This window comes from Desulfovibrio sp. JC022, assembly GCF_010470665.1.
Taxonomy (GTDB): Bacteria; Desulfobacterota; Desulfovibrionia; order Desulfovibrionales; family Desulfovibrionaceae; genus Maridesulfovibrio.
The window spans coordinates 468,807-491,307 of record NZ_VOPZ01000007.1 but is presented as its reverse complement, the minus strand read 5'-3'; the positions used below and the strand labels follow the sequence as shown (position 1 = coordinate 491,307).

Sequence of the window (22,501 nt, the reverse complement as noted above, 5' to 3'; positions counted from 1 at the left end):
AATCGATGCAAGGACTATTAAGCACAAAAGAAGCTGCTGAAAAATTGGGACTCAGTCCCGGAACTCTTGAAGTATGGCGTTGTCTTGGAAAAGGGCCGCGCTACATCAAAATCGGCAGGCGCGTGGGCTATGATTTAAAAGATTTGGACGCCTACGTGGAATCCTGCAAGGTCTTGCCGCTTGAAGAAATGTCTGACCTTCCGAGGAACAGATGAGCGCATCCGGCACAGACATCCTATCCCTGTTCGGAAACAAGGCCCCTGTACCATTGGGGCCGAAGTTTCCGCCGCCTTTATCCTCTGTCCCGTTGCCTCCGGTTCTGGCTGATTACTGCTTTGAGCTTAGCGAAGCGTTGCAGGTGCCTTACGAGGTTGTGCTCTGCAATCTCTTTGGCGTTCTATCAACCGTAGCGCAGCGAAAGGTTCCATGTGCGGATTAAAGAAGGTTACGAGGAATCTTTGAACCTATACCTGCTTTCGCCGCTGCCGCCCGGAGAAAGAAAAAGCGCGGTGACGCAAGCCGCAAGAAGACCGCTTACCGGCTGGGAAAATGAGCAGGAAAAGCTCATTGGACCATTGGCGCAGGAAGCGCGTTCAAAACGGATGACTCTTGAGCGCGCCATTGAGCACCGGCGCAACATGGCGGCCAAGGCAAAAAACTCGCAAAGCCGGGACAACCTCATTCAGGAAATCCGGAATTTGGAAGATGAAATGCCGGAGCTGATTACAATCCCGCGCTTGCTTGCCGATGACATAACTCCTGAATGCCTTGCCATGCTCATGGAGCAGCAAAGTGAATGCATGTCCATAATCGAGGCTGAAGGCGGGATTTTCGGGACCTTTGCCGGACGCTACAGCCACATGCCCAACCTTGACCTGATTCTGAAGTCTTTTAGCGGAGAGCCGTGCCGGGTGGATCGCAAGCATGGTCAGTCCATCGGTTTGAATCATCCACTGCTGACCATCTGCGTGACTCCCCAGCCTGATGTGTTGCGCGGAATGGCCGAGAATCCTGAATTTCGGGGGCGTGATTTCTTGGCCCGTTTCCTGTTCTTCTTTGGGCAAAGCAGGCTGGGTTTTCGTGTGGCGGAACCTCCGCAGATTTCGTCACAGGCGGAACGTGCTTTTCTTGGTCGAATCGAACTTCTGCTTTCGTTGAGAAGCAATCCTGAAATGAATGAGAACGGCCAAGCCTTGGTGCTCAGTGCCGGGGCTTATGAATCGTGGAAGAATTTCTTCCTGCTCATTGAAGGAGAATTGCGACCGGGGAGCAGTCTGGAAAATATGACCGATTGGGCGGGCAAGGTTCCGGGGCAGGTTGCCCGCTTGGCCGGGCTGCTGCATCTGGTTTCGGCGCAAGAGGTCGAATCGAAGATTGAACAGTCGATCATGGTCTCCGCAACTGAACTGGGCAAGAAGCTCGTTCATCATGCCCGCTACGCATTTCATGACATGGGTTGTGACGAGCTGACTGCCTGCGCACAAGCAATTTTGAAATGGATCAGCGACCGAAAAATTGAGCTGTTCACAGGCCGGGAATGTCAGCGTGCGATCCGTGGTCGCTTCCCGAAAAAGGCGCAGGTCGAGCAGGGTCTAAACATGCTTTTGGAGTACGGATATATCGTTGTGGTCCCGGTGCAATCGTCCGGTCCAGGGCGGCCGCCGAGTCCTAATTATCGGGTGCATCCGGCTGTTCATGCTTCGGAATCAGTCCCGTCATCGAATCTTAGCCAGCCTACCCACTGTGACACTGTGCGCTACGCGACAGGTGTCCCCGTGGGGGCTGGCGAGGGAGGCCGGCCTCCCTTCGATCCCTCCTTTAACGGCAGGGAAGAGGTGGGCGTATGAGCGCACCCCGCACAGCTTGGTTGAACGTCAGAGTTACGGTTGATGAGAAAAATAGTGTTGTGGAAGAAGCCGCAAATCGGGGCATGACCATGGGCGATTTCATGCGCCAGCTTCTGGGTAAAAGACGGGTCCGCAAAACCAGACGCGAGCGCGAAAAGTTGCTCCAGCTTGCCCGCATCGGGAACAATCTGAATCAGCTCGCCCGCTGGGCAAATACATATAAAAGCGGTGCCGACTCGGTACTCATTCTGGCCGAGCTGGCCGCCATTGAGAGGGAACTGAAATGTATATGAAGGTTTTCGCTCATGGCCGGGGCAACGGTGCCAAGGCGATCAATTATGTGATTGATCCGCTCCGCAAGGGCCGTGAGGAATCGCCGCCGCAGGTTCTGCGCGGAGATCCTAAAGCCGTGCAGCGGGTGATCGGATCAACCGATCGGGTCTGGAAGTACACTTCCGGGGTGCTCTCATGGGCACCGCAGGATAAGGTTTCCCCGCAGCTTGAAAAGGAAGTCATGGATGACTTTGAGAAGGTTGCTTTCGCAGGGCTGGAGCAGGATCAATATTCGATCCTTTGGGTGCGGCACAGTCATGCCGGGCATCATGAGATGCATTTTATTATCCCGCGCACGGAGCTGCGCAGTGACAAGGCCATGAATCCCTGCCCGCCTAACTGGCACAAGCAGTATGACGTCTGGCGCGATCTTTGGAATGAACGGAAGCAGTGGGCAAGGCCGGACGAACTGAAGCGGTCCCGACTGCTGCAACCGGGCAAGGACATTCATTCGCCCAAGGGCAAGCAACTGCACGATTTCAGGAAAACCGTAACTGACTTTTTAGCTCAAGGTATAGCCGACGGTCTGCACAAGGATCGTGCGGATCTGATCAAGGCTTTGGAGGAGGTCGGGCTTTCCGTGGTCCGGCAGGGCAAGAAATACATCACTTTGGAGTTACCCGAAGACAAAAAACGAGTCAGATTGAAAGGAGGAATATATGAATCATCTTGGAGAGTTGAGCGACAAGCTGAAAGAGCGGATGAACTCGCAATCTCAGGAAGTGGAGCAGATCGCCAGCAGCGCATTGCAGGACTTGAGCGGGAACTTGCTGAAATTTGCCGCAAGCGAGCTGAATTCCATCACAGCCGATATGGACGGCCACATCCAGAAGCTGCGCAAAAAGCAGTCCGCGATTTCGGCCAGTTACTGGAAACAAAACATCTTGGCGAATCTCATCTCCGCATTGCTGCTGCTCATAGTCGCGGTCTGCATAACCGGATTTTACGGCTGGAGAATCAAAGAAAGCCACGCGGAACTGGCCAAAATCAGCGCACAGATAGAGAGCCAGAAGAAGAAAATAAGCGTGTTCACGAAATGGGGAATCGAAGCACATCAGAGCGGGAACCAGCGGTATCTGGCCTTTCCCAAAGGAACCCCGCTGGAAATAAGAGAGACCAAGAGCGGCCAGCCAGCCGTTTTATTGCGGAGATAGATCATGAACGAATTATCGAAGAGCTTATCGGAGGCCCTAGCCCGAATGGAACAGGAGCAGTCCCGCCGCCTGAAAGAGCAGGACCTGAAAATAGCCCGGCAGGGCAGCCGCATCGTGGAACTGGAAAAGGAAGCCCAAGGCTGCCGGGACTTGCAGAGCGAATTGGAAGATGTTTTGCGGAAGCTTACGAGGTTGCGCGGGTGAGGGGGAAGCGTGTTTGGCGGGGGATGGGGCGGTAAGATTGGTCGCAAGGGAGGGGGGATTCATCTCCCCCACCTTTAGTTTTTTTCACGATACAAATATAATCATGCATTAAAATAAAACATATTCACCAAGTTGGCACACCCCCACATAAATACGGCATAATGGAAATTATCAATTAATATTGAACGCGCCGGGATGCGATAGCGGCTGCAAAGCACAAGACCTACCCCGGAAAGGGGGCTGCTACCTGTTGAGACCGCCCAACAGGTGAGAAACAGAAATGCAATCTGGGAATGGTCAGGATTCAAAGGCAACAACAAAGGACTGATTACGGAGATGCCGACCAGAGGGTGCAAGCCGACAAGTCCTAAGAATATCAGCAATGCTGAAATAATGGCAAATAACGAATTGGTGAATGCCTTACCTGTAAGGCTGAATATCTCTGGGTAAACCTGAATAATTGAGGTAATGCCTATAGAGAAACACCCCGCAGTCAAAAACAGGGCAAACTGGCTGACAGTAGAGGTAATCCGATTATTAATGAAGTCGTACAAATGAGGCAATCTAGGCCTTTTGCGCATAAGTATTATCGCAGCCGGAGGTGCTACAAGGCAAATCAACATGATCATGCCCAGATCAGGGAAGAAATAATGCCCGGCAAAGACCCCCACGGCAAGCAGAAATGGAACCGTCATACTTTCCATGCGCACGGGATAACCGGAAAATTCAAGTTTACGAATAAAACCCACCTCAACAATTGAATAACAAATCGCCACAAAGCAGAGAAACAGCCCCGGGATGACGGTACGGCTATAAAGCATATCCGGCGCATAGGTCAGCGCAACGCCAGCAGCAAGAAAAAATGGTGACCACCATGCTGCCGCACAAAAAGAGCGCCCAAGGAGAATAGATTGAGCTTTAGTAAGAGAGCCGTTCCGCGCCAGCCTGTCCCCAAAAACAAACAGAATTGAAAGATTAATAACTGCACCCAGTAAATTCGTTCCAAATGAAGTGGACACCATAGCCCACCTTCCCTTGGGCAAATCGTCATTCTGGGTGTCAGGGTTTGTCAGCCCAAGAAACGATACTGCAATAAACATCGGCAGCAATTGTAGATTCTGGGTAACAATCTTTTTCCAACCCAGAAAAACACCTTGCTGATAAGAAAATATCAATGCGGAAATTCCGGCAATAAGCAGAAACATTGCCTGCCTGCGTGGCCCGGAATGCAGCCTATTCCATTCAATGACTACGACCAGCCAGGCCGCTGCAGCAACAACAAGAATTAATGATGGATTTAAGCTACTAAGTATGAATAGAATCAGAGTGGCAAGGATTATCCAACCTGTGTAGCGTTGCAAATAATTAAGCATGGACATTCTGTATAAAATTTTTCTTCCAGATTAAACACCAAAACTGGCCCGGAAAACGATTTTCCAGGCCAGTATTCTATTGCTCACAGCATTAAAACACCGCGAGCAGGGGATGACTTATTTTACCAGACGATTAAGGACGGACTGCCCCCACTCCACGCCTACATCATTGAGGATCTCAGGCCAAACCACTTTACGAATTTTATCAGCGGTCTTGGTGACATCTTCATCAGAGAAATCAACTATAGTTGCACCGTAATCAACCAATTTCTGTTCATTGGCTTTCTGGTCTGCTTCAGCAGTTGCCCAGCGACGGTTTTCGAATTCAGCTGCAGTTTTGTCGAGAGCCTGCTTTTTCTCCTCTGACAAGTTATCGTAGGTATTCTGGTTCATGATAAGGTACCAGACTTCAAAATGGGTGTTAGCCGGAATGTAGTATTTGGTCACATCTCTGAAGGAGGAGTAGTACCCTTCCGCGCCGGAACCGATCACACCATCAACAACACCGGTCTGAACTGCGGTAAAAGCATCAGAGAAGGGAATCGGGGTTCCGAGGTAGCCAATGTTATCTGCCATCATCTGGAAAGTTTTCATGGGCGGGACTCTCAGCTTAATGCCTTTTGCCGCATCAGGATCACCGGGGTTAACCGGTTTGGTATTCAAGGAGATACCGCCGAAATATACCGGCCAGACTGCCAGCAAATGAATACCCTGCTCTTTATAAAGACCGGCAACAGTTTCACGCATGGGGGCACCGGCACTGTAATTCTTACGCGCATGGTCCCAATTTTTGATCATATAAGGGAAGTAAGGAAGCTGAAACCTTTTATCTGCAGCTGAGGACGGAGGCTGACAGGCCATATCCACGGCACCGAGGCTTACTCTTTCCTGAACAACGGTGTAATCACCAAGTGCTGAAGCGGGATAAACCTTGGTTTTTAATTTTCCACCGGATACTTCTTTAAGATTTGTTGAGAACCAACGAAGGTCTTCATCAATAGCTGTGCCCTGAGGCCGGACATGAGATATTTTCCAAGTTCTTGCTTGGGCAGTGCCTGCCAGAAAGACCATACACCCCAGAAGAATCATCAACCCGTAAACTGTGCGCATTTTCATATGCATACTCCTTAGTAAAAAGTCCGTTATTTCCAATCCATGTGAAGAATCAATTTTTGAATAACAAACCCGCATCTGATTTGTTAATATTCGGTAATTTTAAAAAATTGTTCCTTCACACCCCTTTCTCCATTTCCATATTCTTAATAGCCAAACAATCCCGGAAAAAAGAGGGAAAGGTTAGGCCATAGAGAAGTTAAAAAGACCACGGGCACATATCCGAAGATGATGAGGATCATGGCCGGTTTGATAACTTCAGAAAATTCCGCTTTCCCGATTCGCATGCTTAAATAAAGGATGCTGGCATAAGGAGGGGTAACACCGCCCATTGCTGTGTTGACTCCCATGATTGCGGCAAACTGAACCGGAGAAATTCCGATGGCCTGCATCAGAGGGAGAAGCAGAGGGGCAAGCAAAATAATCGAAGTAATATCGTTGACGATCATACCTACAAAGAAGAGCAGGAAGTTGATCAGGATCAGCAGGATTACTTTATTCTGGGTGATGGTGAATACACCTTCAACCAGAGCCTGCGGGACATCTTCCATAACGAATATCTGGCTGAGCATCAGGCTGAATACGATCATGACCATGATGGCACCTACCGCAGTGGCAGAAGATTTAGCAGCCGAAATAAAGGTCTTGAAGGTCAACCCCTTATAGACCATAAGGCCAACCGGGATTGCGTAGATAACAGCAACAGCAGCAGCTTCGGTCGGAGTCATGATACCGCCGTATATGCCGCCAAGGATAATCAGAGGCATGATCAACGCAGGCAGTGCGCGAGAGGTCATGGAAACGGCTTCGCGGGCTGTTTCCTGTACAGGCTGCGGGGGATCCAGAATCAAGGGAAACTTACGGGCCAGCACCATGTTAACTCCGCAAAACAGGAGGGTGATCAGTATTCCCGGTCCCATAGTTGCGAGAAAACAGGCCAGAATTGAGGTGTCTGTTACCCAGCCGTAAATGATCATTGTTACACTTGGCGGAATAAGCAGGCCAAGGATTGATGAGTTTGCAACAAGTGCTGTTGCGTACCCGCGAGGATAACCTTTGGAAGCCATTTCCGGGATAAGGATTGGGCCGGTAGCGGCTACGCCGGTAAGACCGCTGCCGGAGATGGCACCGATCAAAGCACAGCTGACACTTGCAACAACACCCAGCCCGCCCCTGATGCGGCCCACAAATACGTTAACAAAACGTAGTAGACTTTCAGCGATTCCACTTTCACTCATTAGCGTGCCCGCAAAGACAAACAGTGGAATACAAAGCAACACAGGGTTGGCAAGCTGGCTGTATCCCCAGACCATGGTGCCGTTCATAGTGGCATCCCCGACAAAAACCATGACCATGAGAGCACCGCCAAAACAGAAAGGCAGCGGAACACCGAAGCTGAGCATCAGCACCAGCACACCCAGGGCGATAAAAGAAACGGTAACAATATCCATGCTATACTCCTACCTTAACGGCAACTGCCGGCTGATCCGCAAGCAACATAAGGCGGCGGATATTTCTAACAAGATGCCAGAGCACAAACATGGTCATCAGCATCATGCCGATGAAAAAAGCACATTCGGCCCAGAATGTGGGGATATAAAGAGTCGGGCTTTCTTTCCAAATCTTCAAAGCATAGAGGAAATAGTCCCATGCCCACCAGGTCAACCACGACGAGACAACCAAAGACATTATGTCGGCCACTACTCTCACCCGCAGTTTGCCGAGTTCGGTTTTCATAAAAATGTCCAAGACATTAGCCTTGATCTGGGTATCTTCCCGACAAGCATTCACGCTACCGAAGAAATACAACCACAGTGTGGGATATACCAAAAGTTCATCCAACCCCATCACCGGCAACTCAAAGATATAACGCATTATTACCTGGTAGAACTCAAGAGCGGCAACAGTGCTCATGAGAGCTGCTAATGCGTATTTAAAGAATTTTTCCATGAAGATCCCTCCTAAATGGAAATCATTTACTACTTAAGTGCCGCTACAACAGAAACCTCCACTAAAAGCTCAGGCCGGGCCATCCGTGCTTCAACACAGGCTCTTGCGGGGGCATGTCCTTCGGGAACCCAGTTGTCCCAGACTTCGTTCATTCCTGCAAAATCCTTCATATCGCGAACATAAACTGTGGCAGAAAGAATATGTTCCCTGCTGCTGCCGGCCTTTTCCAAAAGAGCATCCACCTTGGCAAGCATGCTTTCTGTCTGAGGGCCGATAGGTTCGTCAGAGTTGTCCGCTACCTGTCCGCAAAGGTAAACGGTATCATTATGAATGACGATCCTACTCATGCGCTTCGCTGTTTCCATTCTTGTAATACTCATCTTAACTCCTTAAAATGATATAATTTACAACGGGAGAAAGTTCCCCTCGTTTTGTTACTTCTTGTCCAGCAACCAGTTGCCGCCGTCTGTTCCTCCATCACCGAGATCCATGGCAGCCACTTCACTCAGTGGAATAGGTTTCAGAGGAGGACGTACAACCAGAAGCCCGGCCTGATCCGGCTCAAGGGAAAGATATTCTCCGACTATTTCCGCCAATGCCGGACCGCACATCCGCCCCTGACAAGGACCCATGCCGCAACGGGTGATGATTTTCACCTCGTTCAGCTCGCGAACCCCCTCATCCAGAACCTTGCGGACGTCTCCAACGGTGACATTCTCACACCGGCAAAGTACTGTTTCATTTTCGAACGTGAAATGTGAAGGTTTAGGCGCATACATGGCATCGATAAATGGCCGGGGCAGGTTGTCCTGCCTTAAAGCTTTAAGGACAGGCTCAGCCAGATCGTCCCTTTCAGACTCAGGGATCATGCCCAGACAGCAGGCAATTTCCAAAGCAGCCAACGTGCCTTTATGACGCGCCGCCACAGCTCCATGAACCCGGCAGCCGTCACCTGCTGCAAATATTTTTTCAAAATTGGTACGGCCCCAACTGTCGCAGGACGGGTACCAATATCTTAGCTTCTCGTCCCAAACCATTTGGCAGCCTGCCTGCCTGAAAATATGGGTGTTGGGGATAACGCCGAAATGCAGCAGAAGCAAATCAGCATCAAAGTTCAGTGTTTCTCCCTTGACCGTAGCTTCAACCCCGCTCAGCGCATCGGCTCCCAGCGCGCGGATATTGCGGACACCCCGATAATGAGGAATCCCCGCCTTCTGGAGCTCCCAAAGCATGGTTGTACCCTTATAAAGGAGCTTCCAGCCCATGAGAGCTTGAGGAAGTTTGGTTACGGAGTCCGCAGGCGGGATAAGGTCTGTGGTCTCCAGAATGGCAGCAATCTCCACGCCCTTTTTCAGCAAAATGGAAGCTTCGAGAAGCAACAGGGGGCCGCTACCGGCCAAAACTACTTTTCCCTTAGGGGTCAGTCCGGCTTCTTTGGCCAGATTATTCGCTGCGCCAGCACCCATTACTCCCGGAAGAGTCCAGCCTTCGATGGGTACAGGACGCTCCATGGCTCCGGTGGCTGCGATGATATAGTTGGCCGAGATCCTGCTGGATTTTCCGTCTTTGGAATAACAAATACGGCCATCAGCCTCGACCTGCCAGACAGAAGCTCCGCCTTCATAGTTAACATTGGCAGCTCTAAACTCGTTCACCAGCTCAAGTCCGACACTATAGTCGGGACCGAAAAGGTTTAAACGAGCTTCTCCTGCTCCTTCCACATTGCGGTAGATCTGACCACCGGGACGCTGCTGCTCGTCCAAAGCCAGAACATTGAGCCCCATTTTGGTAAGCAGGGTGGCTGCACTCAGCCCGGCAGGTCCGGTACCGATTACAATTACATCGTAATGGCGACTCATGCGTCTTCTCCTTTGGAATCTAAATGGCGGTTGATAACCATGCCTTCTTCAGGGTCTGTCATGCATGCCTGCCGTTCCACACCATCAATTTCCATGAGGCATTCATAACAAACGCCCATCAGACAGTGCGGAGAACGCGGTTTGTGTGCTGAAGGTGAAATGCGCGAAATAATTTCACCGATGCTAAGGAGCCCTGCGGCAATGCTGATACCTTTTGGAAGATCAACCTTCTCGCCGTCCAGAAGGACGGAAACTGTTTCAGCCGGAGCCTGATCCTGTTTAAATTCAGCAGTGGAAGTTGTGGAATGTTTAAGCATTGAACCGTCCGTTTGAAAAATCTGATACTTGGTTATCTGTGGTGTTACCTAATATCCACGGAGCTATGACTTCTGTGTGCAGGGGCGCTAAAGAAACCCCGGAATGCAAGGCAAGAACACTTATATTGTCATGGCCCGGAATCTTGCTGTAGATGGGGCCGCCGTCCGGAGTCATAACGCGGATAGCCCCCCAAGCCCTGACCCAATTCAAATTTGCCAGTTCAGGAAAAATCCGTACCGCGTTTGCGGCTTGAGACTTCATGGCGTCTGCAGTTACCCGTGCATCCAGAGCTGTATTTTCTGTTGAAAGACCGATCATGTAAGTCCCGTCCTGAGTCTGACGGACGCTGAGCAGGGGAAAATCAAGTTTTCGTTCACAACGCGCTGTTACCATCAGCTGCCCGCGCTGGGGATAAATATTGAGTTTCTCGCCAAGAGCAGCAGTAAGTCTTGCAGAACCGTGTCCGGCAGCAATTACGAGCTTCTTACATTCATATGTCTCAGTGGCTGTCTTAACGAGAACGGTTCCATTGGACTGTGGGATAATCTCCTTAGCACCCTCAGCACCATTATAAACTCCACCCAGTTTTTGGAACCAGCTTCTGACAGCACCAAGAAGCTTCAAAGGATTAACGTGGCCCTGCTCCTTGGTAAACATAGCACCCGCAACGTCTTCACCTAGAGTCATTTTCGGCATCAAGTCAGCGAATTGCTGTCTATCCAGAATTTCAACGGGATAATCAATCCCTTCACTTTCACAGCCTTCCCGGATAGTTTTTATAGACTTTGCAAATCCGTCCAATTCATCCTGCCCAAAAGCGTGTACTGCGCCACCGGTCCAGTCCAATTCAATATTGTATTTGCTTTCACCTTCGAGCTTTTCCGCAAACTCAGGCCATGCCTTGGCTGCCTTCCGGCACCAAAGAGAATAGCCGGGATACCCCGCTCCCTTGCACATGAACCAGGTCAGCCCGAAGTTGCCCCGGGATAAACGCTGGCTCTTGAGCTGCTCATCCAAGAGCACCACTTTACCGGCCCCCTTGAGCATGAGCCCTAGAGCTGTAGTAGATCCGGTGATACCTCCACCGATGACTAAAACATCCGCTGTCTGCACTGCACTCTCCTTACCGTAATTCCGGCAGTTGATATATTTTCAGGCATTTAGCCTATGAGGGTGTGCCATTTTTTCAGTGCAATGAAGCAAAGGGGATGCCAAACACATATTCTAAAACTGTCTGCTATATTTATTACATCGAAATTATTTACTTTTTAGAAACAAGAACCGCCTATATTTCATCTCAACACATCAAGAAGACAATAAGACACCGCCCAAACACTGTCTCATATTGAGACAATATTCTTTTAGTATCCGTCTAAAACTCTTGGCGAATGCGGCATTGACAATATATGCCTCACAATGAGACATGTATTATTTTGAGACAGCACTGCGACACATAAAGCTTCGGCCTGCGATATTAGTATCGTATGGATATTTGCCGGGTTGCCACATCAAATGATTTTATTATATAATTTCAAGCAACTGCAACTACAAACTTATAAAAACACAACTTATTAAGGCAGTTCTGAATGCTGGGAGAACCTTAAATATGTATAAAAAAGAGACAGTGGCAGACATAAAAGAAGGACAGATAATCAGTCCGGAAGCCATGAAACGCGAAATAAAACTGTCATACCAGCGGTCAGTGGAATATGGAATTGATCCCATACGCAGAAACAAGCACCAGAAAATGCTCTCTCCGGCAGAGCTGTCGGAGCGGCGGCGGCAGAACAGAAAGCTACTGAACATTCTAAAACCGCAGTTCGATGAGTTTTACAAGCTTCTGTTTCCCAATGATTTTATTATTGCCGCAGTGGATTCGGACGGATACATCCTCCATATTCGCGGGAAAGACGAACTGATTGAGGATTCCACGACAAGAAATTGTGTCCCCGGCTACCGCTGGACGGAAAAGGATGTAGGGACTACAGCCATATCACTAACCCAAAAACTCAAAACCCCCATTCAACTTATTGATGATGAACATTTCTGCCAGCAGGCCCATGATCAGACCAGTTCCACTGCTCCGGTTTTTGGTAAGGATAAAAAGCTGATCGGCATTATAGCTGTATTCGGTTCTTCAAAGCAGGCTCATGCACATACCCTTTATATGGTCACAACAGCGGCCAGAGCCGCAGAACAGCAACTCCGTGTTTTACGCAGAAACCGGGAGCTGGCTGCCAACCTGAATTTTCTGGATCAGACCATTTCTTTTTTCCGCACCGGTCTGATCATCATCAACAGTGAGAAACACATTTGGCGGGTTAACCGCGAAGGGGCACAAATATTAAAAAGAGACGATCTGGAAAACAGGCCCCTATCCGTACTTCAGGGATTGAAAGTTGATCTGGACCATGTGGCTGAATGCCCGGAATCATGGACCAATAAAGAAGTCCGCCTCAAAGTCCGCAAAAACCACATCAGCCTTATTCTCACGGTCCAGCTGGTGACATCTGAGAGAGGAGAGCGCCTTGGTGCTGTAATCACTTTCAACGAGGTCAAAGATATTTACAAACTGGCCCAGAACATTGCAGGCACACGGGCACATTTTACTTTTGACAGTATTCTCGGAACCTCCCCCACCCTGCTGGAAACAGTAAAGCTGGCCAAAGGAGCCGCATCTTCAGACAGCACAGTGCTACTCCAAGGCGAAACCGGAACAGGGAAGGAGCTTTTCGCGCAGTCTATTCACAATCAGAGCAGCCGACGCAATAACCCTTTCATCCCAATCAACTGCGGAGCCATACCCTCCAACCTGCTGGAAAGTGAACTATTCGGTTACGTGGACGGAACTTTTACCGGAGCAGCCAAAGGCGGAAAGCCGGGTAAATTTGAACTTGCCAACACCGGAACAATTCTTCTGGATGAGATCGGCGACATGCCCTACAGGATGCAGGTTAAATTACTTCGTGTACTTGAGACCGGGGAGGTTTACCGCATCGGGGCAGACAAACCGGTAAAAGTTGATACTAGGATCATTGCCGCCACCCATGTAAATTTGCCCACAGCTATCCGGGACGGACGATTCAGAGAAGATCTCTACTACCGACTGAATGTCTTCCCCATCCACATCCCTCCCCTTAAGGAAAGGGGCCGGGATGATATCTTATTATTGGCTTCCCTTTTTCTGAAAGAAGGAGCAGCCTCCCCCCCGTCACTTAGCCCGGAAGCCCAAAACCTGCTCGCCAGTTATCACTGGCCGGGCAATGTCAGAGAACTGGAAAACTGCATACAAAGAGCCCTCCATCTCTGCGGCGGAGAAACTATCGAAGTCAAACATCTGGGAATGCCGCATGTGATCCCGGAAGTCCCCCCCCATTCCAGTGGCACTTTGGATGACGTAGTGCGTAAAACAATTCAGGATATATTAAAAAAGACAAACAACAACCGGGCCTTAACCGCCAAACTTCTCGGCATTTCACGGGCCACCCTGTACCGGAAGATAGATAAATACAGGATACATTCGCAGTAGGCGTGAAGTCTTCAAACGCCGCATAAGGAACTCCCCAATTTTCGGCATTATTTCCATGCTTCCTTTGAAATCTTCTCGTACAGATCGACCACATCATCATAGAAATCATCTACAATATCCAAGATGGCGTCTGCCTTGTCGCCGGAATAATCGTGCGAGGTGTCATTGCGGGCATTGATGTATCCGATCCAGTTATCAACATTGGCGATAAGATCCGCAGTGAAAGCAAAGCGCATCATCGGCTTCGGCCCCATGGTTTTTACTTCAACGTATCCTTCCTCGAACAGAGGCCGCTTGCAGCTTTTCTAAGCCAGTTCTAGCGTGTGTTCAAAACGCATGACCAATGAATCCTGCACAGCACCTTTTGTGATCTCATCAAGATCGGTTGAGTCTTCGTTATATTTGCGGAGCATCACCTCAAAGCGGAGGATTGCTTTTTTTAACTGCGCGTAATCTATGACTATCTCTTAAAAGTGGCACAAGCTGGGTTTTCGGCAAAAAAATCCCCCGCAAAGCGTGAACTTTGCGGGGGATTTGCGTGCATTTTATCAATTATTCCAAAGCATGAAGCTGAACCGGATTTTAACCCAACAACTTGACCAAGGCAGCAACCGTGGCTGCCTGAACCATGAGCATTCCAGCCATCCATTTGATGGTTTCGGATTTGGCAGCCTGAACTTCAGCCCTGATCTTGTTTTCCAAATTGGACTCAATATTTTCCACTTTGGTTTCAAGTCGGGTCATGTCAGCCTTCAAGTTTCCCTCTACCTTATAAAGGTCAGCTCTGGTGACAAGTTCCTTTTTAGCTTCTTCAAGCTCTTGCTTGGATTTTTCTTCGTGCTTTTCAAGAACGTGGGCAATAACCTCTGCGGCTTCTTCTCCCACGGCTTTTTCAAGCTTTTTGGCATCATCGAAAAGTAAAACCATTTCAGTCTCCTTATATTTGAACTTTAACCACGATTGCAGGGCAGGTCAATGTGGGGGATTTTAATTTTCGGCAGCTTGAATGGAAGCCCCGCTCAAGCCGTAGTTTTCTTCTTCTGCATAGCCTTATACATATCCCCGGCAACCTCGCTGGCCCGCTGCATGGCATCATCACGCAGGTGGGCATATCTTTGAACCATGGCCGGGCTTTTGTGGGTAAGCAGCTTTTGCAGGGTGTACATATCCACCTGCCCGGAACTGGCTAGGGTAGAGGCGAAGACGTGCCGCAAGCCGTGCATGGGCCGGAAGTCTTTGGGCAGCCCCGCATTGGTGCGGATGCGCTCAAGATGTTCGCGCATGTCCTTGACGTGTCCTTCAAATCTACCGGGGAATATCCATTCGGAGTTGCCGGTTCTGGTCTGCTGATCTTCAAGAACATTTCTGGCCGGGGTGTTTATGGGGATACGCTGGTCAATTCCGCCCTTGGGGGCACGGATCAAAATGAAACCGCGCTCGAAATCAATATCCTGCCATTGCAGCCTGTAAATTTCGCCCTTACGCATGCCAGTGTACAGGGCCATGAGCATTAGGCTGCCTGCTGACTTGTTCGGTTCGTTCTCAATCGCTTCTAGAAGCCTTGCGAGTTGTTTGCCGGTCAGGTCTTCGGTTTTAGTGTTGTTGAGTTTTGGCATTTCAAAATGAAGCCGACCGGAATTGATAGGTTCGCACAGGCCACGCTTGGCTGCAAAATTCAGAATACGTTTCAGCAGGACCAAGCCCTGTTTGACTGTGCCGGGAGCAAGGCCGCGATCCTGAAGTTTGCGGCGGAGGTTGTCCACATCCAGCGTGGCGATTTCTTCGGGCAGCTTGTTGCCGAAATCCTTGAGCAGGTAGCTGCGCCAGCGGTTGCGGTCATCTTTTATGCTCCTGTTTTCCTGCTTGGCGTCATAAAAAGCTTCCCAAAGTCGGCTGACGTTCTTCTGGGCGCGTTTGGCGCGGACTTTTTCCCTGCGCTCTTCATTGGAGTCAACCCGGCCTTCAATGCGCAGTACTCGGAGTCGGTTGGCTTTGGCGGGCGTCATGCGGTCCTGATGCTGGCGACCGGCTTTCTCTTCGATGGATTTTCCGTTCTTATAATAACGGATGTAGTAGATTCTCTCATTTGCCCCGGTTGTGGGGTTGGTGCTGGTGATGTAAAACACGCCTTTGTATGCGGTTTTATTTCTTTTTTGGCAGCCATGACCTTACCTTTTTTACCTGTTTGTGGGGAAGAGCAATTTTTGCTCTAATTTCCCATAATTCATCCGTGGGATTCCGCAGGGGTGGGGCGTGTATTCCCCATGCTATTCCCCATAAAAATCCCTAAATAAGGTAATTTTTGCTTAAATCATATAAGGTAGGTTAAAGAGTGTTGTTCTTTGAATTAAACAACTTATGGCTTCGTTAAGGCGGGATAAATTCGGCAGGCCGGTACTCTTAATCCGTTGGTTCAAGGTTCAAGTCCTTGGTGGCCTACCACAGTAAATACAGGGTGTTAGACGTTAAGTCTAGCACCCTTTTACTTTTCTGAAAGAAAAATCCGGTCCAAGCATCATGCTCGGACCGGATTTTTTATCTTCTTAGTTTGTTGCGCAGGGCGAAGGCGAAGAGGGCGGCTTGGATTGAGATGGTTACATTGAAGATAGCTTTGAATAGGTAATTCCATCCAGTGGCATCTACGTCGCTTACTTTCATAAGTGGCATGTACCACATCCAGCCTTTGATGAAATCTGAGAGCGTATTTGTTACTTGATTAACTTCCGGGCCGAAGAAGGCGGGGAGTATTGCGCCTAATATGAAGATCAGCATCCAGATTCCGGCTCGAAGTGGTTCTTCGCCGTAGCCCGAGACTATCCAGTAGGCGGAGTTAAGGAATCGCAGGAATGGGGTGCGTTGTTTTTCGGTTAACGTGAGTAGTTTGGAAAATTTTTCTTTTGTCCTTTCAATGTCGCAGGGCAGGCATGCGCAAGCTTTTGCTGCGATTTTTTCGATGACTCCCGGTCCGTTTTCTTGGCGGAGTCTTTTGCGCATCATTTCTTTTTCTTTGTAATGCCAAGCCGAGGTCTGCATTTCATCGTTGTTTTGGCGGGCTATTTTTTTTAGGCGGCGGTAGATTTCTTCGAGTTTCAGGTAGTCGGGTGTTTGGTCCGATTCGAGGGCAATTTTTTCATCGTAGATAGCTTTCCGTCCATTTATTGTGGGCCATGTGCATTCTGTGAATTGGAAGGATTCGATGTTGGTTTCGGTTAGCTTTAGATTTGAAAGATCTGTGGATTCTATGAGGATGGTTTCTTTTGAGATTGCTCCTGCGAAGGTTGTTTCTCCTTTGAAGGCTGCATTGCGGAAATAGGTCCATTCTTTGAAATGGGTATGAAGGAATAATGCTGTTCCTTGAAATTTTGTATTTTTAAAATTCGAATAGTTTAGAAAAATAGTATTTGTGAAGTCAGCAGTATTAGAAAATTCTGAGTTGTTGAAATCTATAGAACCATGAAAAATCATACTGTTGAAGTTAGATTCGTTTAAAGTTGAATCCTGAATGCGGAATGCTTTTTGGGATTTTGCTTCCTCAAAAGAAACGTCATTAAAAGTACAATTGTCAAAGTATGCAGATTTATTAAAAATACTTTTTATGAAAAATGTTCGCATTAAAAAATGGGTGCTATCAAATTTGACATCATCAAATTCACATTTAAGAAATCCAACATTTGTTTTAAGTTTTGATTTTTCAAATTTTGTATATCCTAAAAAGCGGCAAAATTGAAAGTATGTCTCGTTCCTAAATTGAGTTGCGAAAAATGAAGCACGTGATTTGAACGTGGAATAACTAAAATCAGCTATGCTTTTAAAAGTTGTGTTTCTGATAGTTATTGATTTATGGAATTTAGCCATAGTAAAAGAAGCTACGCCATTAAATGTAGTTTTAGAAAAATTACTACGGCCATGAAATTCACATGCATGAAAAGATGTGGGGGGTAAATCTATGTCGAAAGATTCAAGGAAGTTAGGTTGATATATTCCTTTGTGAAAAATAGTTCCTGCAAAATTACAACGAGGGTTCCAACTTTCGGGGTATCCTGAGAAATTATCAGCTTCCTCATCCTCCCCAGCATCAATAACCCCCTGTATCCGATCAAACACAAGCTGATTAAAGTCCTCCCCAGCCATTAAAGAAGGTTGCTCTCCACCTTTACGCTCATCATACAACTCAACAAACTTGCATTCCGCAGGTGCGTGAAAAATGCAGTACTCATTTCCATCTTTATCTATGTAAACAGGGGGGTAACTGGGACCTGTGGGGTTATCCTGACACCAGTTGCTATGCTTCTCTCCGATACAACAGCCCATCAAATTCCTCGCAAGTAATTGTTCTTCTGATAGCTGCTCTATATCGCAGAAACGTATGAATAATCCAGCAGGAATATTCTGATTTGGGGATACAGTACCCCCCCATCGATGCCATTTCCCTAGGCAGAACCACCATATTGTCCATCTCAAAATATTATGCTTAATATGACAGCATAATTTATTGATCAGTACTATCTGGCTTCATTTAGCAAATTCAAGGAGATTCAAAATGGATATCGTTCATGACATAGAAATTCCATGCATGGCAGAGGGGATTGGACTTGGAAAGTTGACCATTAAGCACCCTTCAGGGGCGATAGGGCAGCCCGTATTTGTCGCTGATGCCTCCAATGATGCTTACGGCCCCACGGAGGTCGACGCTCTTATGCCTATTGAAGGGCATGCTTATTCCGATGAGGAGCTTGAGTACGTACGCTATCACGGCTTGCAGATTCAGGGCGCGCGGGCATGGTATATGGATGGATGGGCTCCAAGTAAGCATGTATGTGAAGGGCACTAGATTCTTGTTCTGGTTTACGGATACTTTAAAATTTCTGCTTTCTACAAAAGGCTTGGCTTGAATTTTAAGCTGAGCCTTTTTTCGTTTAAAAAATATTACGTTACGCTTGTCTTCTCAAATTTAGATCTAAACCTCATCACATTTGAATTAACCTGAATTGCTTGTTAAGAAGTTATACTTCAATTAATTATCAAGCACAGGAACTCCCCGTGAGCTCAAATACAGACGACAATTTTGAACGTCTCCCTGAACCTATTTCCGAAGTTTTTGAATCCTTTTCTGATTTTATCCTTTTTACTGATGGCGGCGGGCGCATCTGTTCAGCCAGCGCACGGGTGGTGGAGTTTTTTGAGTGTCCTTTGGAAGGGCGGCGGCTCTGGAATATTCTGGGCGTGGAAGCTTCCGGCATTGAAGATTTTATTAAAGCATATCCTGTGGCAGGGGTTCATGAGATTCCTTATGGGGAGAGCGGAGGGAGCTATTCGCTGCGATTGATTCCCCTTGCCGGCCCGTATTGCTCTGAGGGGTATGTTGCCGTTGTCACCAATAACGCCCCTTTTGTGGAATTGCACGAAGCTTACGAAGAGCGCATGGAAGATAATATTGCGGCTCTTGATGACAGCATTGCCCTTTTTAATGCTTTGTTTGAAGCGGCGCAGGACCCTACTTTCCTGGCAGATTCTACTTTTCGCATACTCACTTCCAATCCCGCCGCAGAGAGGCTCTTCGGCCGCAGCTGTGCTCTTTCCGGTAATAGTTGTTTGAGTATATTCAGTGCGAAATCTTCCAAAGTGGTGCGGGAACATTTTGAAACCTGTACCACTGAAATTCCGGTTCCCTTTGATGAATTACTTACAGCGAGACATAGTTCCGGGAAGAAAATTCCTGTTGAGCTGACTATGCACAAAGTCCGTCTTCAGACCGGCACAGTTTTTCATCTCGGACTGCGCGACATGACCGATATTCAGCGCCTTGAAACAGGGCTTGAAGAAACTCGTGAGCAGGTTGACGGTATGAATGTGGCCCTGCGTACCGTTATTGAGTCAGTTGAAGAAGAAAAAAAGGACATGCATGAGGATTTTGCCTTGCAGGTCCGTGAACAGATTATGCCTGCTCTTGACCGTATGATTAAGGAGCCTGTGCCGCAGATGCGCCGGAGTTTTGGTCGGTTCATCAAAGAACGTCTCTCCGCCCTGGCCGGGGAGACCGGTGATCAGTTTGAAGATTTGCTGCTTAAGCTCACTCCCCGTGAAGTTGAAATCTGCCGTTATATTGAGGCCGGTAAAGGCACCGAACGTATAGGCGAACTCCTTTCAATCACAGCAGATACAGTCCGCACTCACCGCAAAAATATTCGCCGTAAGCTTGGCTTGCAGGGTAAGAGCGTTTCATTGATTTCTTATCTCAAGCATCAGGTGGGTTCGTAACCATACTGGGTAGTCTCTATACCCAATGAGTACCCAATAGATCGCCTTGTGGGTAGATGGTAAGTCTGTATTGTCCTGAGCAACGACAGGAATAGTTGATTTACTTTTTTACCTATCTGCACACAAATGAAAGCCGAAGATATAGCAAATGATAACTTACGAAATGCAATTGTAACTATTGTATTCTCATTTGTTGCATTGTTTTTCTTTCTTGGTCTTTCGTATGTGCATCGTAGTGATATTCAAAACTCCACTTCATCTTCTTATATAATGATATATAAGAGTGTGTATCCTCAAAATTAGTTCACATATTCAGGAGAAAACATGAAACGTTTTGCTGCCTTATACCTTGCGGTGTTCACGCTGTTTGTCGCTGTGGCTTTTACCGGTTGCGCTCAGCAGGAAAAAGCCGGACTTGCGAAGGTCAAAGAAGCCGGGGAAGTCAGCTTTGCCATGAGTGGCGGCTATCCTCCTTTCAACTATTTCAACAAGCAGAATGAGCTGGTCGGCTTTGATGTGGATGTAGCCAAAGAGGTTGCTAAAAGACTGGGCGTGAAATTGAAACCCGTCACCACCGAGTGGAGCGGAATCATCGAAGGGCTGCGTTCCGGCATCTACAGCGGAATCCTCGGCAGTATGGCAGCTACGGAGCAGCGTAAAAAGGTCGTGGATTTTTCCACCCCGTATTACTACTCCGGCGCGCAGATGTTTGTCCGCGCGGACGGACCTTTCAAGTCTGCTGATGAGCTGAAGGCCAAGGCCGTAGGGCTGGTTACCGGAACTACTTTTGAGCAGGACGCCAAAGACCTCGGCGTTACTGATATCCGTCTCTACAAGGACGATACCCACACTCTTACAGAACTTTCCGGCGGCGTAATTGACGGTGTTATCACTGACCGTGTTGTGGGCGTGAATGCCATGAATAGCGGTAAGTTTGAAATTAAGCCTCTCGGTTCTCCGCTGCGTAAGGAAGATATCGCTGTTGCTTTTCGCAAGGAAGATAAAACCCTTACGGATGAGGTGAACAAGATACTTAAACATATGCATGAAGACGGTACGCTTACTGAGCTTAGTAAGAAATGGCTTAAGGTAGATATTACCAAGAAATAGATAAGAATAAGGGGGCGTAAGGCCTCCTTTTTTTTGAGCAAAGGAAAAAAGATGTATTTCGATTTTACCAGCCTGCCGGAGTATATTCCATATTTTCTCCCGGCGGCATGGATGACCCTTGAGATTACCGTGCTCGGTATTCTTCTTGGTTTTGTCCTCGGCCTCATCACCGTATTCATGCGCATTTCCGATAAGCGGATGTTCAATCTTCCCGCTCATGCATACATCTACTTGATTCGCGGAACTCCGCTCCTGTTGCAACTGTTGTTTATTTATTTCGGCATGCGCAGCCTTATCGGGCTTTCCGCTCTTCCGGCTGCTGTTCTGGCTTTGGGAGTTCACAACGGTGCCTACATTGCCGAGATTTTCAGGGGCGCGATTTCCTCCATCTCCTCCGGGCAGATGGAAGCAGCGCGCAGCATCGGGATGAGTTACCCGCGGGCAATGGTCAGGATTATCCTGCCGCAGGCTTTCAAGCGTGCGATCCCTGCCTTGGGAAACCAGTTCATCATTGCTTTGAAGGATTCGTCCCTTGCCAGCACAATCACCATTAATGAACTGCTGCTTAAATCGCAGCAATTGGCCTCTTCCAATTTCATGATGATGGAAATGCTGACCATAGCCGGAGTCTTTTACCTTATTTATACCGGTGCGTTTACTTTTCTCTTTCACGTCATCGAAAGAAAGCTCGATACCAGCAGGGCTTAAGGAGAAACTGTGCAGGAAACTATCAGTATAGAAAACGTTCATAAATGGTTCGACAGCAACCACGTGCTCAAGGGAATTGATCTCAATGTGGGGAATTCCGATGTGGTTGTGGTTATCGGTGCCAGCGGTTCCGGCAAGTCCACGCTGCTCAGATGCGTAAACCGTCTTGAGACATATACCAAAGGCGAGATCAGCATCAACGGGGATATGGTCCCCAGCGATGAAAAGGAAATCAATTCCATGCGTAGCCGGGTGGGTATGGTTTTCCAGCACTTCAATCTTTTTCCGCATATGAGTGTGCTGGGCAACGTTACTGAAGGTCCCACACAGGTACGTAAAATGCCTAAGAAGGAAGCTGTGGATCTGGGTATGTCCTTTTTAGATAAAGTGGGCATGGCTGATAAGGCCGCTGCGTATCCTGAAACTTTATCCGGCGGTCAGAAACAGAGGGTTGCCATTGCCCGCGCCTTGGCAATGGAGCCGGAAGTAATGCTTTTTGATGAACCTACTTCTGCCCTTGACCCGGAGCTGGTCGGCGAAGTGCTCACGGTTATGCGTGATCTAGCTGATGACGGCATGACCATGATGGTTGTGACCCATGAAATGAATTTTGCAAATGAGGTAGCGGATTCCGTAGCCTTTATGGATCAGGGCGTGATTCTTGAACAGGACAGCCCGTCCCGTCTGTTCTCTGCTCCGGCAGAGCAGCGGACGCAGGAATTCCTCTCTCAAATATTATAAAAAT

General features: G+C 48.3%; 23 protein-coding genes. 11 read left to right on the top strand and 12 right to left on the bottom strand.

Features of this window, described 5'->3' with window-relative positions:
- The first annotated feature begins 5 nt into the window (after positions 1-5).
- The 5 genes from FMS18_RS14155 to FMS18_RS14135 are packed head-to-tail and all read left to right on the top strand — an operon-like array spanning position 6 to position 3,573.
- Positions 6-215, top strand: a complete 210-nt coding sequence (locus tag FMS18_RS14155) for an AlpA family transcriptional regulator (protein ID WP_163295317.1) — start codon at positions 6-8, stop codon at positions 213-215.
- Positions 212-439, top strand: coding sequence for a hypothetical protein (locus tag FMS18_RS14150; RefSeq protein ID WP_163295316.1), 228 nt, complete (start codon positions 212-214; stop codon positions 437-439). Before FMS18_RS14155 ends, FMS18_RS14150 begins: the two co-directional genes overlap by 4 nt.
- Before the next feature lie 19 nt (positions 440-458).
- Positions 459-1,847, top strand: a complete 1,389-nt coding sequence (locus FMS18_RS14145) for a YfjI family protein (protein WP_203544642.1) — start codon at positions 459-461, stop codon at positions 1,845-1,847.
- A complete protein-coding gene (gene mobC, locus FMS18_RS14140) occupies positions 1,844-2,140 on the top strand; it encodes a MobC family plasmid mobilization relaxosome protein (protein ID WP_163295314.1) in 297 nt (98 codons plus the stop codon). Before FMS18_RS14145 ends, mobC begins: the two co-directional genes overlap by 4 nt.
- Positions 2,131-3,573 (top strand): relaxase/mobilization nuclease domain-containing protein, encoded by a 1,443-nt coding sequence (locus FMS18_RS14135; protein ID WP_163295313.1) that lies wholly within the window; start codon positions 2,131-2,133, stop codon positions 3,571-3,573. The genes mobC and FMS18_RS14135 overlap by 10 nt, the downstream gene beginning before the upstream one ends.
- A 66-nt stretch (positions 3,574-3,639) precedes the next feature.
- Here the strand turns inward: FMS18_RS14135 and FMS18_RS14130 are convergent, their stop codons facing one another.
- From FMS18_RS14130 to FMS18_RS14095, 8 genes are all read right to left on the bottom strand, one after another.
- On the bottom strand, positions 3,640-4,911 hold the full coding sequence (locus FMS18_RS14130) for a hypothetical protein (RefSeq protein ID WP_203544641.1): 1,272 nt from the start codon (positions 4,909-4,911) through the stop codon (positions 3,640-3,642).
- A gap of 117 nt (positions 4,912-5,028) precedes the next feature.
- Positions 5,029-6,027: a TRAP transporter substrate-binding protein DctP gene (gene dctP / locus FMS18_RS14125; protein WP_239061046.1), complete on the bottom strand. Its 999-nt coding sequence runs from the start codon at positions 6,025-6,027 to the stop codon at positions 5,029-5,031.
- A gap of 143 nt (positions 6,028-6,170) precedes the next feature.
- Positions 6,171-7,475, bottom strand: a complete 1,305-nt coding sequence (locus tag FMS18_RS14120) for a TRAP transporter large permease (RefSeq protein WP_203544640.1) — start codon at positions 7,473-7,475, stop codon at positions 6,171-6,173.
- A gap of 1 nt (position 7,476) precedes the next feature.
- Positions 7,477-7,974, bottom strand: coding sequence for a TRAP transporter small permease (locus tag FMS18_RS14115; protein WP_163295311.1), 498 nt, complete (start codon positions 7,972-7,974; stop codon positions 7,477-7,479).
- 29 nt (positions 7,975-8,003) lie between these two features.
- Positions 8,004-8,354: a RidA family protein gene (locus FMS18_RS14110; RefSeq protein ID WP_163295310.1), complete on the bottom strand. Its 351-nt coding sequence runs from the start codon at positions 8,352-8,354 to the stop codon at positions 8,004-8,006.
- A gap of 54 nt (positions 8,355-8,408) precedes the next feature.
- A complete protein-coding gene (locus tag FMS18_RS14105) occupies positions 8,409-9,833 on the bottom strand; it encodes an NAD(P)/FAD-dependent oxidoreductase (RefSeq protein WP_163295309.1) in 1,425 nt (474 codons plus the stop codon).
- The gene (locus tag FMS18_RS14100) at positions 9,830-10,150 is read right to left on the bottom strand and encodes a (2Fe-2S)-binding protein (protein WP_163295308.1); all 321 of its coding nucleotides are present in this window, start codon (positions 10,148-10,150) and stop codon (positions 9,830-9,832) included. The genes FMS18_RS14105 and FMS18_RS14100 overlap by 4 nt, the downstream gene beginning before the upstream one ends.
- Entirely contained in the window at positions 10,143-11,264 is a 1,122-nt protein-coding gene (locus tag FMS18_RS14095) for an FAD-binding oxidoreductase (RefSeq protein WP_163295307.1), read from the bottom strand. Before FMS18_RS14095 ends, FMS18_RS14100 begins: the two co-directional genes overlap by 8 nt.
- A 493-nt stretch (positions 11,265-11,757) precedes the next feature.
- Here FMS18_RS14095 and FMS18_RS14090 point away from each other — a divergent pair, with 493 nt between their 5' ends.
- Positions 11,758-13,680: a sigma-54-dependent Fis family transcriptional regulator gene (locus FMS18_RS14090; protein WP_239061045.1), complete on the top strand. Its 1,923-nt coding sequence runs from the start codon at positions 11,758-11,760 to the stop codon at positions 13,678-13,680.
- Positions 13,681-13,727: 47 nt separating this feature from the next.
- Here the strand turns inward: FMS18_RS14090 and FMS18_RS14085 are convergent, their stop codons facing one another.
- The 4 genes from FMS18_RS14085 to FMS18_RS14070 form a co-directional block, all read right to left on the bottom strand.
- Positions 13,728-13,967 carry a nucleotidyltransferase substrate binding protein gene (locus FMS18_RS14085; protein WP_275405835.1) on the bottom strand — a complete coding sequence of 80 codons (240 nt, stop codon included), beginning with the start codon at positions 13,965-13,967 and terminating at the stop codon, positions 13,728-13,730.
- A gap of 295 nt (positions 13,968-14,262) precedes the next feature.
- The gene (locus FMS18_RS14080) at positions 14,263-14,607 is read right to left on the bottom strand and encodes a hypothetical protein (protein ID WP_163295305.1); all 345 of its coding nucleotides are present in this window, start codon (positions 14,605-14,607) and stop codon (positions 14,263-14,265) included.
- Positions 14,608-14,699: 92 nt separating this feature from the next.
- Positions 14,700-15,806 (bottom strand): site-specific integrase, encoded by a 1,107-nt coding sequence (locus FMS18_RS21080; RefSeq protein ID WP_163295304.1) that lies wholly within the window; start codon positions 15,804-15,806, stop codon positions 14,700-14,702.
- 409 nt (positions 15,807-16,215) lie between these two features.
- Entirely contained in the window at positions 16,216-18,141 is a 1,926-nt protein-coding gene (locus FMS18_RS14070; protein ID WP_163295303.1) for a pentapeptide repeat-containing protein, read from the bottom strand.
- Between the two features lie 79 nt (positions 18,142-18,220).
- Here FMS18_RS14070 and FMS18_RS14065 point away from each other — a divergent pair, with 79 nt between their 5' ends.
- The 5 genes from FMS18_RS14065 to FMS18_RS14045 all read left to right on the top strand — a co-directional run bounded on the left by FMS18_RS14065 (position 18,221) and on the right by FMS18_RS14045 (position 22,497).
- The gene (locus tag FMS18_RS14065; RefSeq protein ID WP_163295302.1) at positions 18,221-18,511 is read left to right on the top strand and encodes a hypothetical protein; all 291 of its coding nucleotides are present in this window, start codon (positions 18,221-18,223) and stop codon (positions 18,509-18,511) included.
- A 209-nt stretch (positions 18,512-18,720) separates the two neighbouring features.
- Positions 18,721-19,938, top strand: a complete 1,218-nt coding sequence (locus FMS18_RS14060) for a PAS domain S-box protein (protein WP_163295301.1) — start codon at positions 18,721-18,723, stop codon at positions 19,936-19,938.
- Between the two features lie 324 nt (positions 19,939-20,262).
- Positions 20,263-21,048 (top strand): ABC transporter substrate-binding protein, encoded by a 786-nt coding sequence (locus FMS18_RS14055; protein WP_163295300.1) that lies wholly within the window; start codon positions 20,263-20,265, stop codon positions 21,046-21,048.
- 51 nt (positions 21,049-21,099) lie between these two features.
- Positions 21,100-21,756: an amino acid ABC transporter permease gene (locus tag FMS18_RS14050; protein WP_163295299.1), complete on the top strand. Its 657-nt coding sequence runs from the start codon at positions 21,100-21,102 to the stop codon at positions 21,754-21,756.
- A 9-nt stretch (positions 21,757-21,765) separates the two neighbouring features.
- Positions 21,766-22,497 carry an amino acid ABC transporter ATP-binding protein gene (locus tag FMS18_RS14045; RefSeq protein ID WP_163295298.1) on the top strand — a complete coding sequence of 244 codons (732 nt, stop codon included), beginning with the start codon at positions 21,766-21,768 and terminating at the stop codon, positions 22,495-22,497.
- Positions 22,498-22,501 lie beyond the last annotated feature (4 nt).

What these genes read in the sequence shown, in the direction of transcription:
- FMS18_RS14155 (WP_163295317.1), top strand. Translation starts at nt 6, where the DNA reads ATGCAAGGACTATTAAGCACAAAAGAAGCTGCTGAAAAATTGGGACTC.
- FMS18_RS14150 (WP_163295316.1), top strand. Translation starts at nt 212, where the DNA reads ATGAGCGCATCCGGCACAGACATCCTATCCCTGTTCGGAAACAAGGCC.
- mobC (WP_163295314.1), top strand. Translation starts at nt 1,844, where the DNA reads ATGAGCGCACCCCGCACAGCTTGGTTGAACGTCAGAGTTACGGTTGAT.
- FMS18_RS14135 (WP_163295313.1), top strand. Translation starts at nt 2,131, where the DNA reads ATGTATATGAAGGTTTTCGCTCATGGCCGGGGCAACGGTGCCAAGGCG.
- FMS18_RS14130 (WP_203544641.1), bottom strand. Translation starts at nt 4,911, where the DNA reads ATGCTTAATTATTTGCAACGCTACACAGGTTGGATAATCCTTGCCACT.
- dctP (WP_239061046.1), bottom strand. Translation starts at nt 6,027, where the DNA reads ATGAAAATGCGCACAGTTTACGGGTTGATGATTCTTCTGGGGTGTATG.
- FMS18_RS14120 (WP_203544640.1), bottom strand. Translation starts at nt 7,475, where the DNA reads ATGGATATTGTTACCGTTTCTTTTATCGCCCTGGGTGTGCTGGTGCTG.
- FMS18_RS14115 (WP_163295311.1), bottom strand. Translation starts at nt 7,974, where the DNA reads ATGGAAAAATTCTTTAAATACGCATTAGCAGCTCTCATGAGCACTGTT.
- FMS18_RS14110 (WP_163295310.1), bottom strand. Translation starts at nt 8,354, where the DNA reads ATGAGTATTACAAGAATGGAAACAGCGAAGCGCATGAGTAGGATCGTC.
- FMS18_RS14105 (WP_163295309.1), bottom strand. Translation starts at nt 9,833, where the DNA reads ATGAGTCGCCATTACGATGTAATTGTAATCGGTACCGGACCTGCCGGG.
- FMS18_RS14100 (WP_163295308.1), bottom strand. Translation starts at nt 10,150, where the DNA reads ATGCTTAAACATTCCACAACTTCCACTGCTGAATTTAAACAGGATCAG.
- FMS18_RS14090 (WP_239061045.1), top strand. Translation starts at nt 11,758, where the DNA reads ATGTATAAAAAAGAGACAGTGGCAGACATAAAAGAAGGACAGATAATC.
- FMS18_RS14080 (WP_163295305.1), bottom strand. Translation starts at nt 14,607, where the DNA reads ATGGTTTTACTTTTCGATGATGCCAAAAAGCTTGAAAAAGCCGTGGGA.
- FMS18_RS14065 (WP_163295302.1), top strand. Translation starts at nt 18,221, where the DNA reads ATGGATATCGTTCATGACATAGAAATTCCATGCATGGCAGAGGGGATT.
- FMS18_RS14055 (WP_163295300.1), top strand. Translation starts at nt 20,263, where the DNA reads ATGAAACGTTTTGCTGCCTTATACCTTGCGGTGTTCACGCTGTTTGTC.
- FMS18_RS14050 (WP_163295299.1), top strand. Translation starts at nt 21,100, where the DNA reads ATGTATTTCGATTTTACCAGCCTGCCGGAGTATATTCCATATTTTCTC.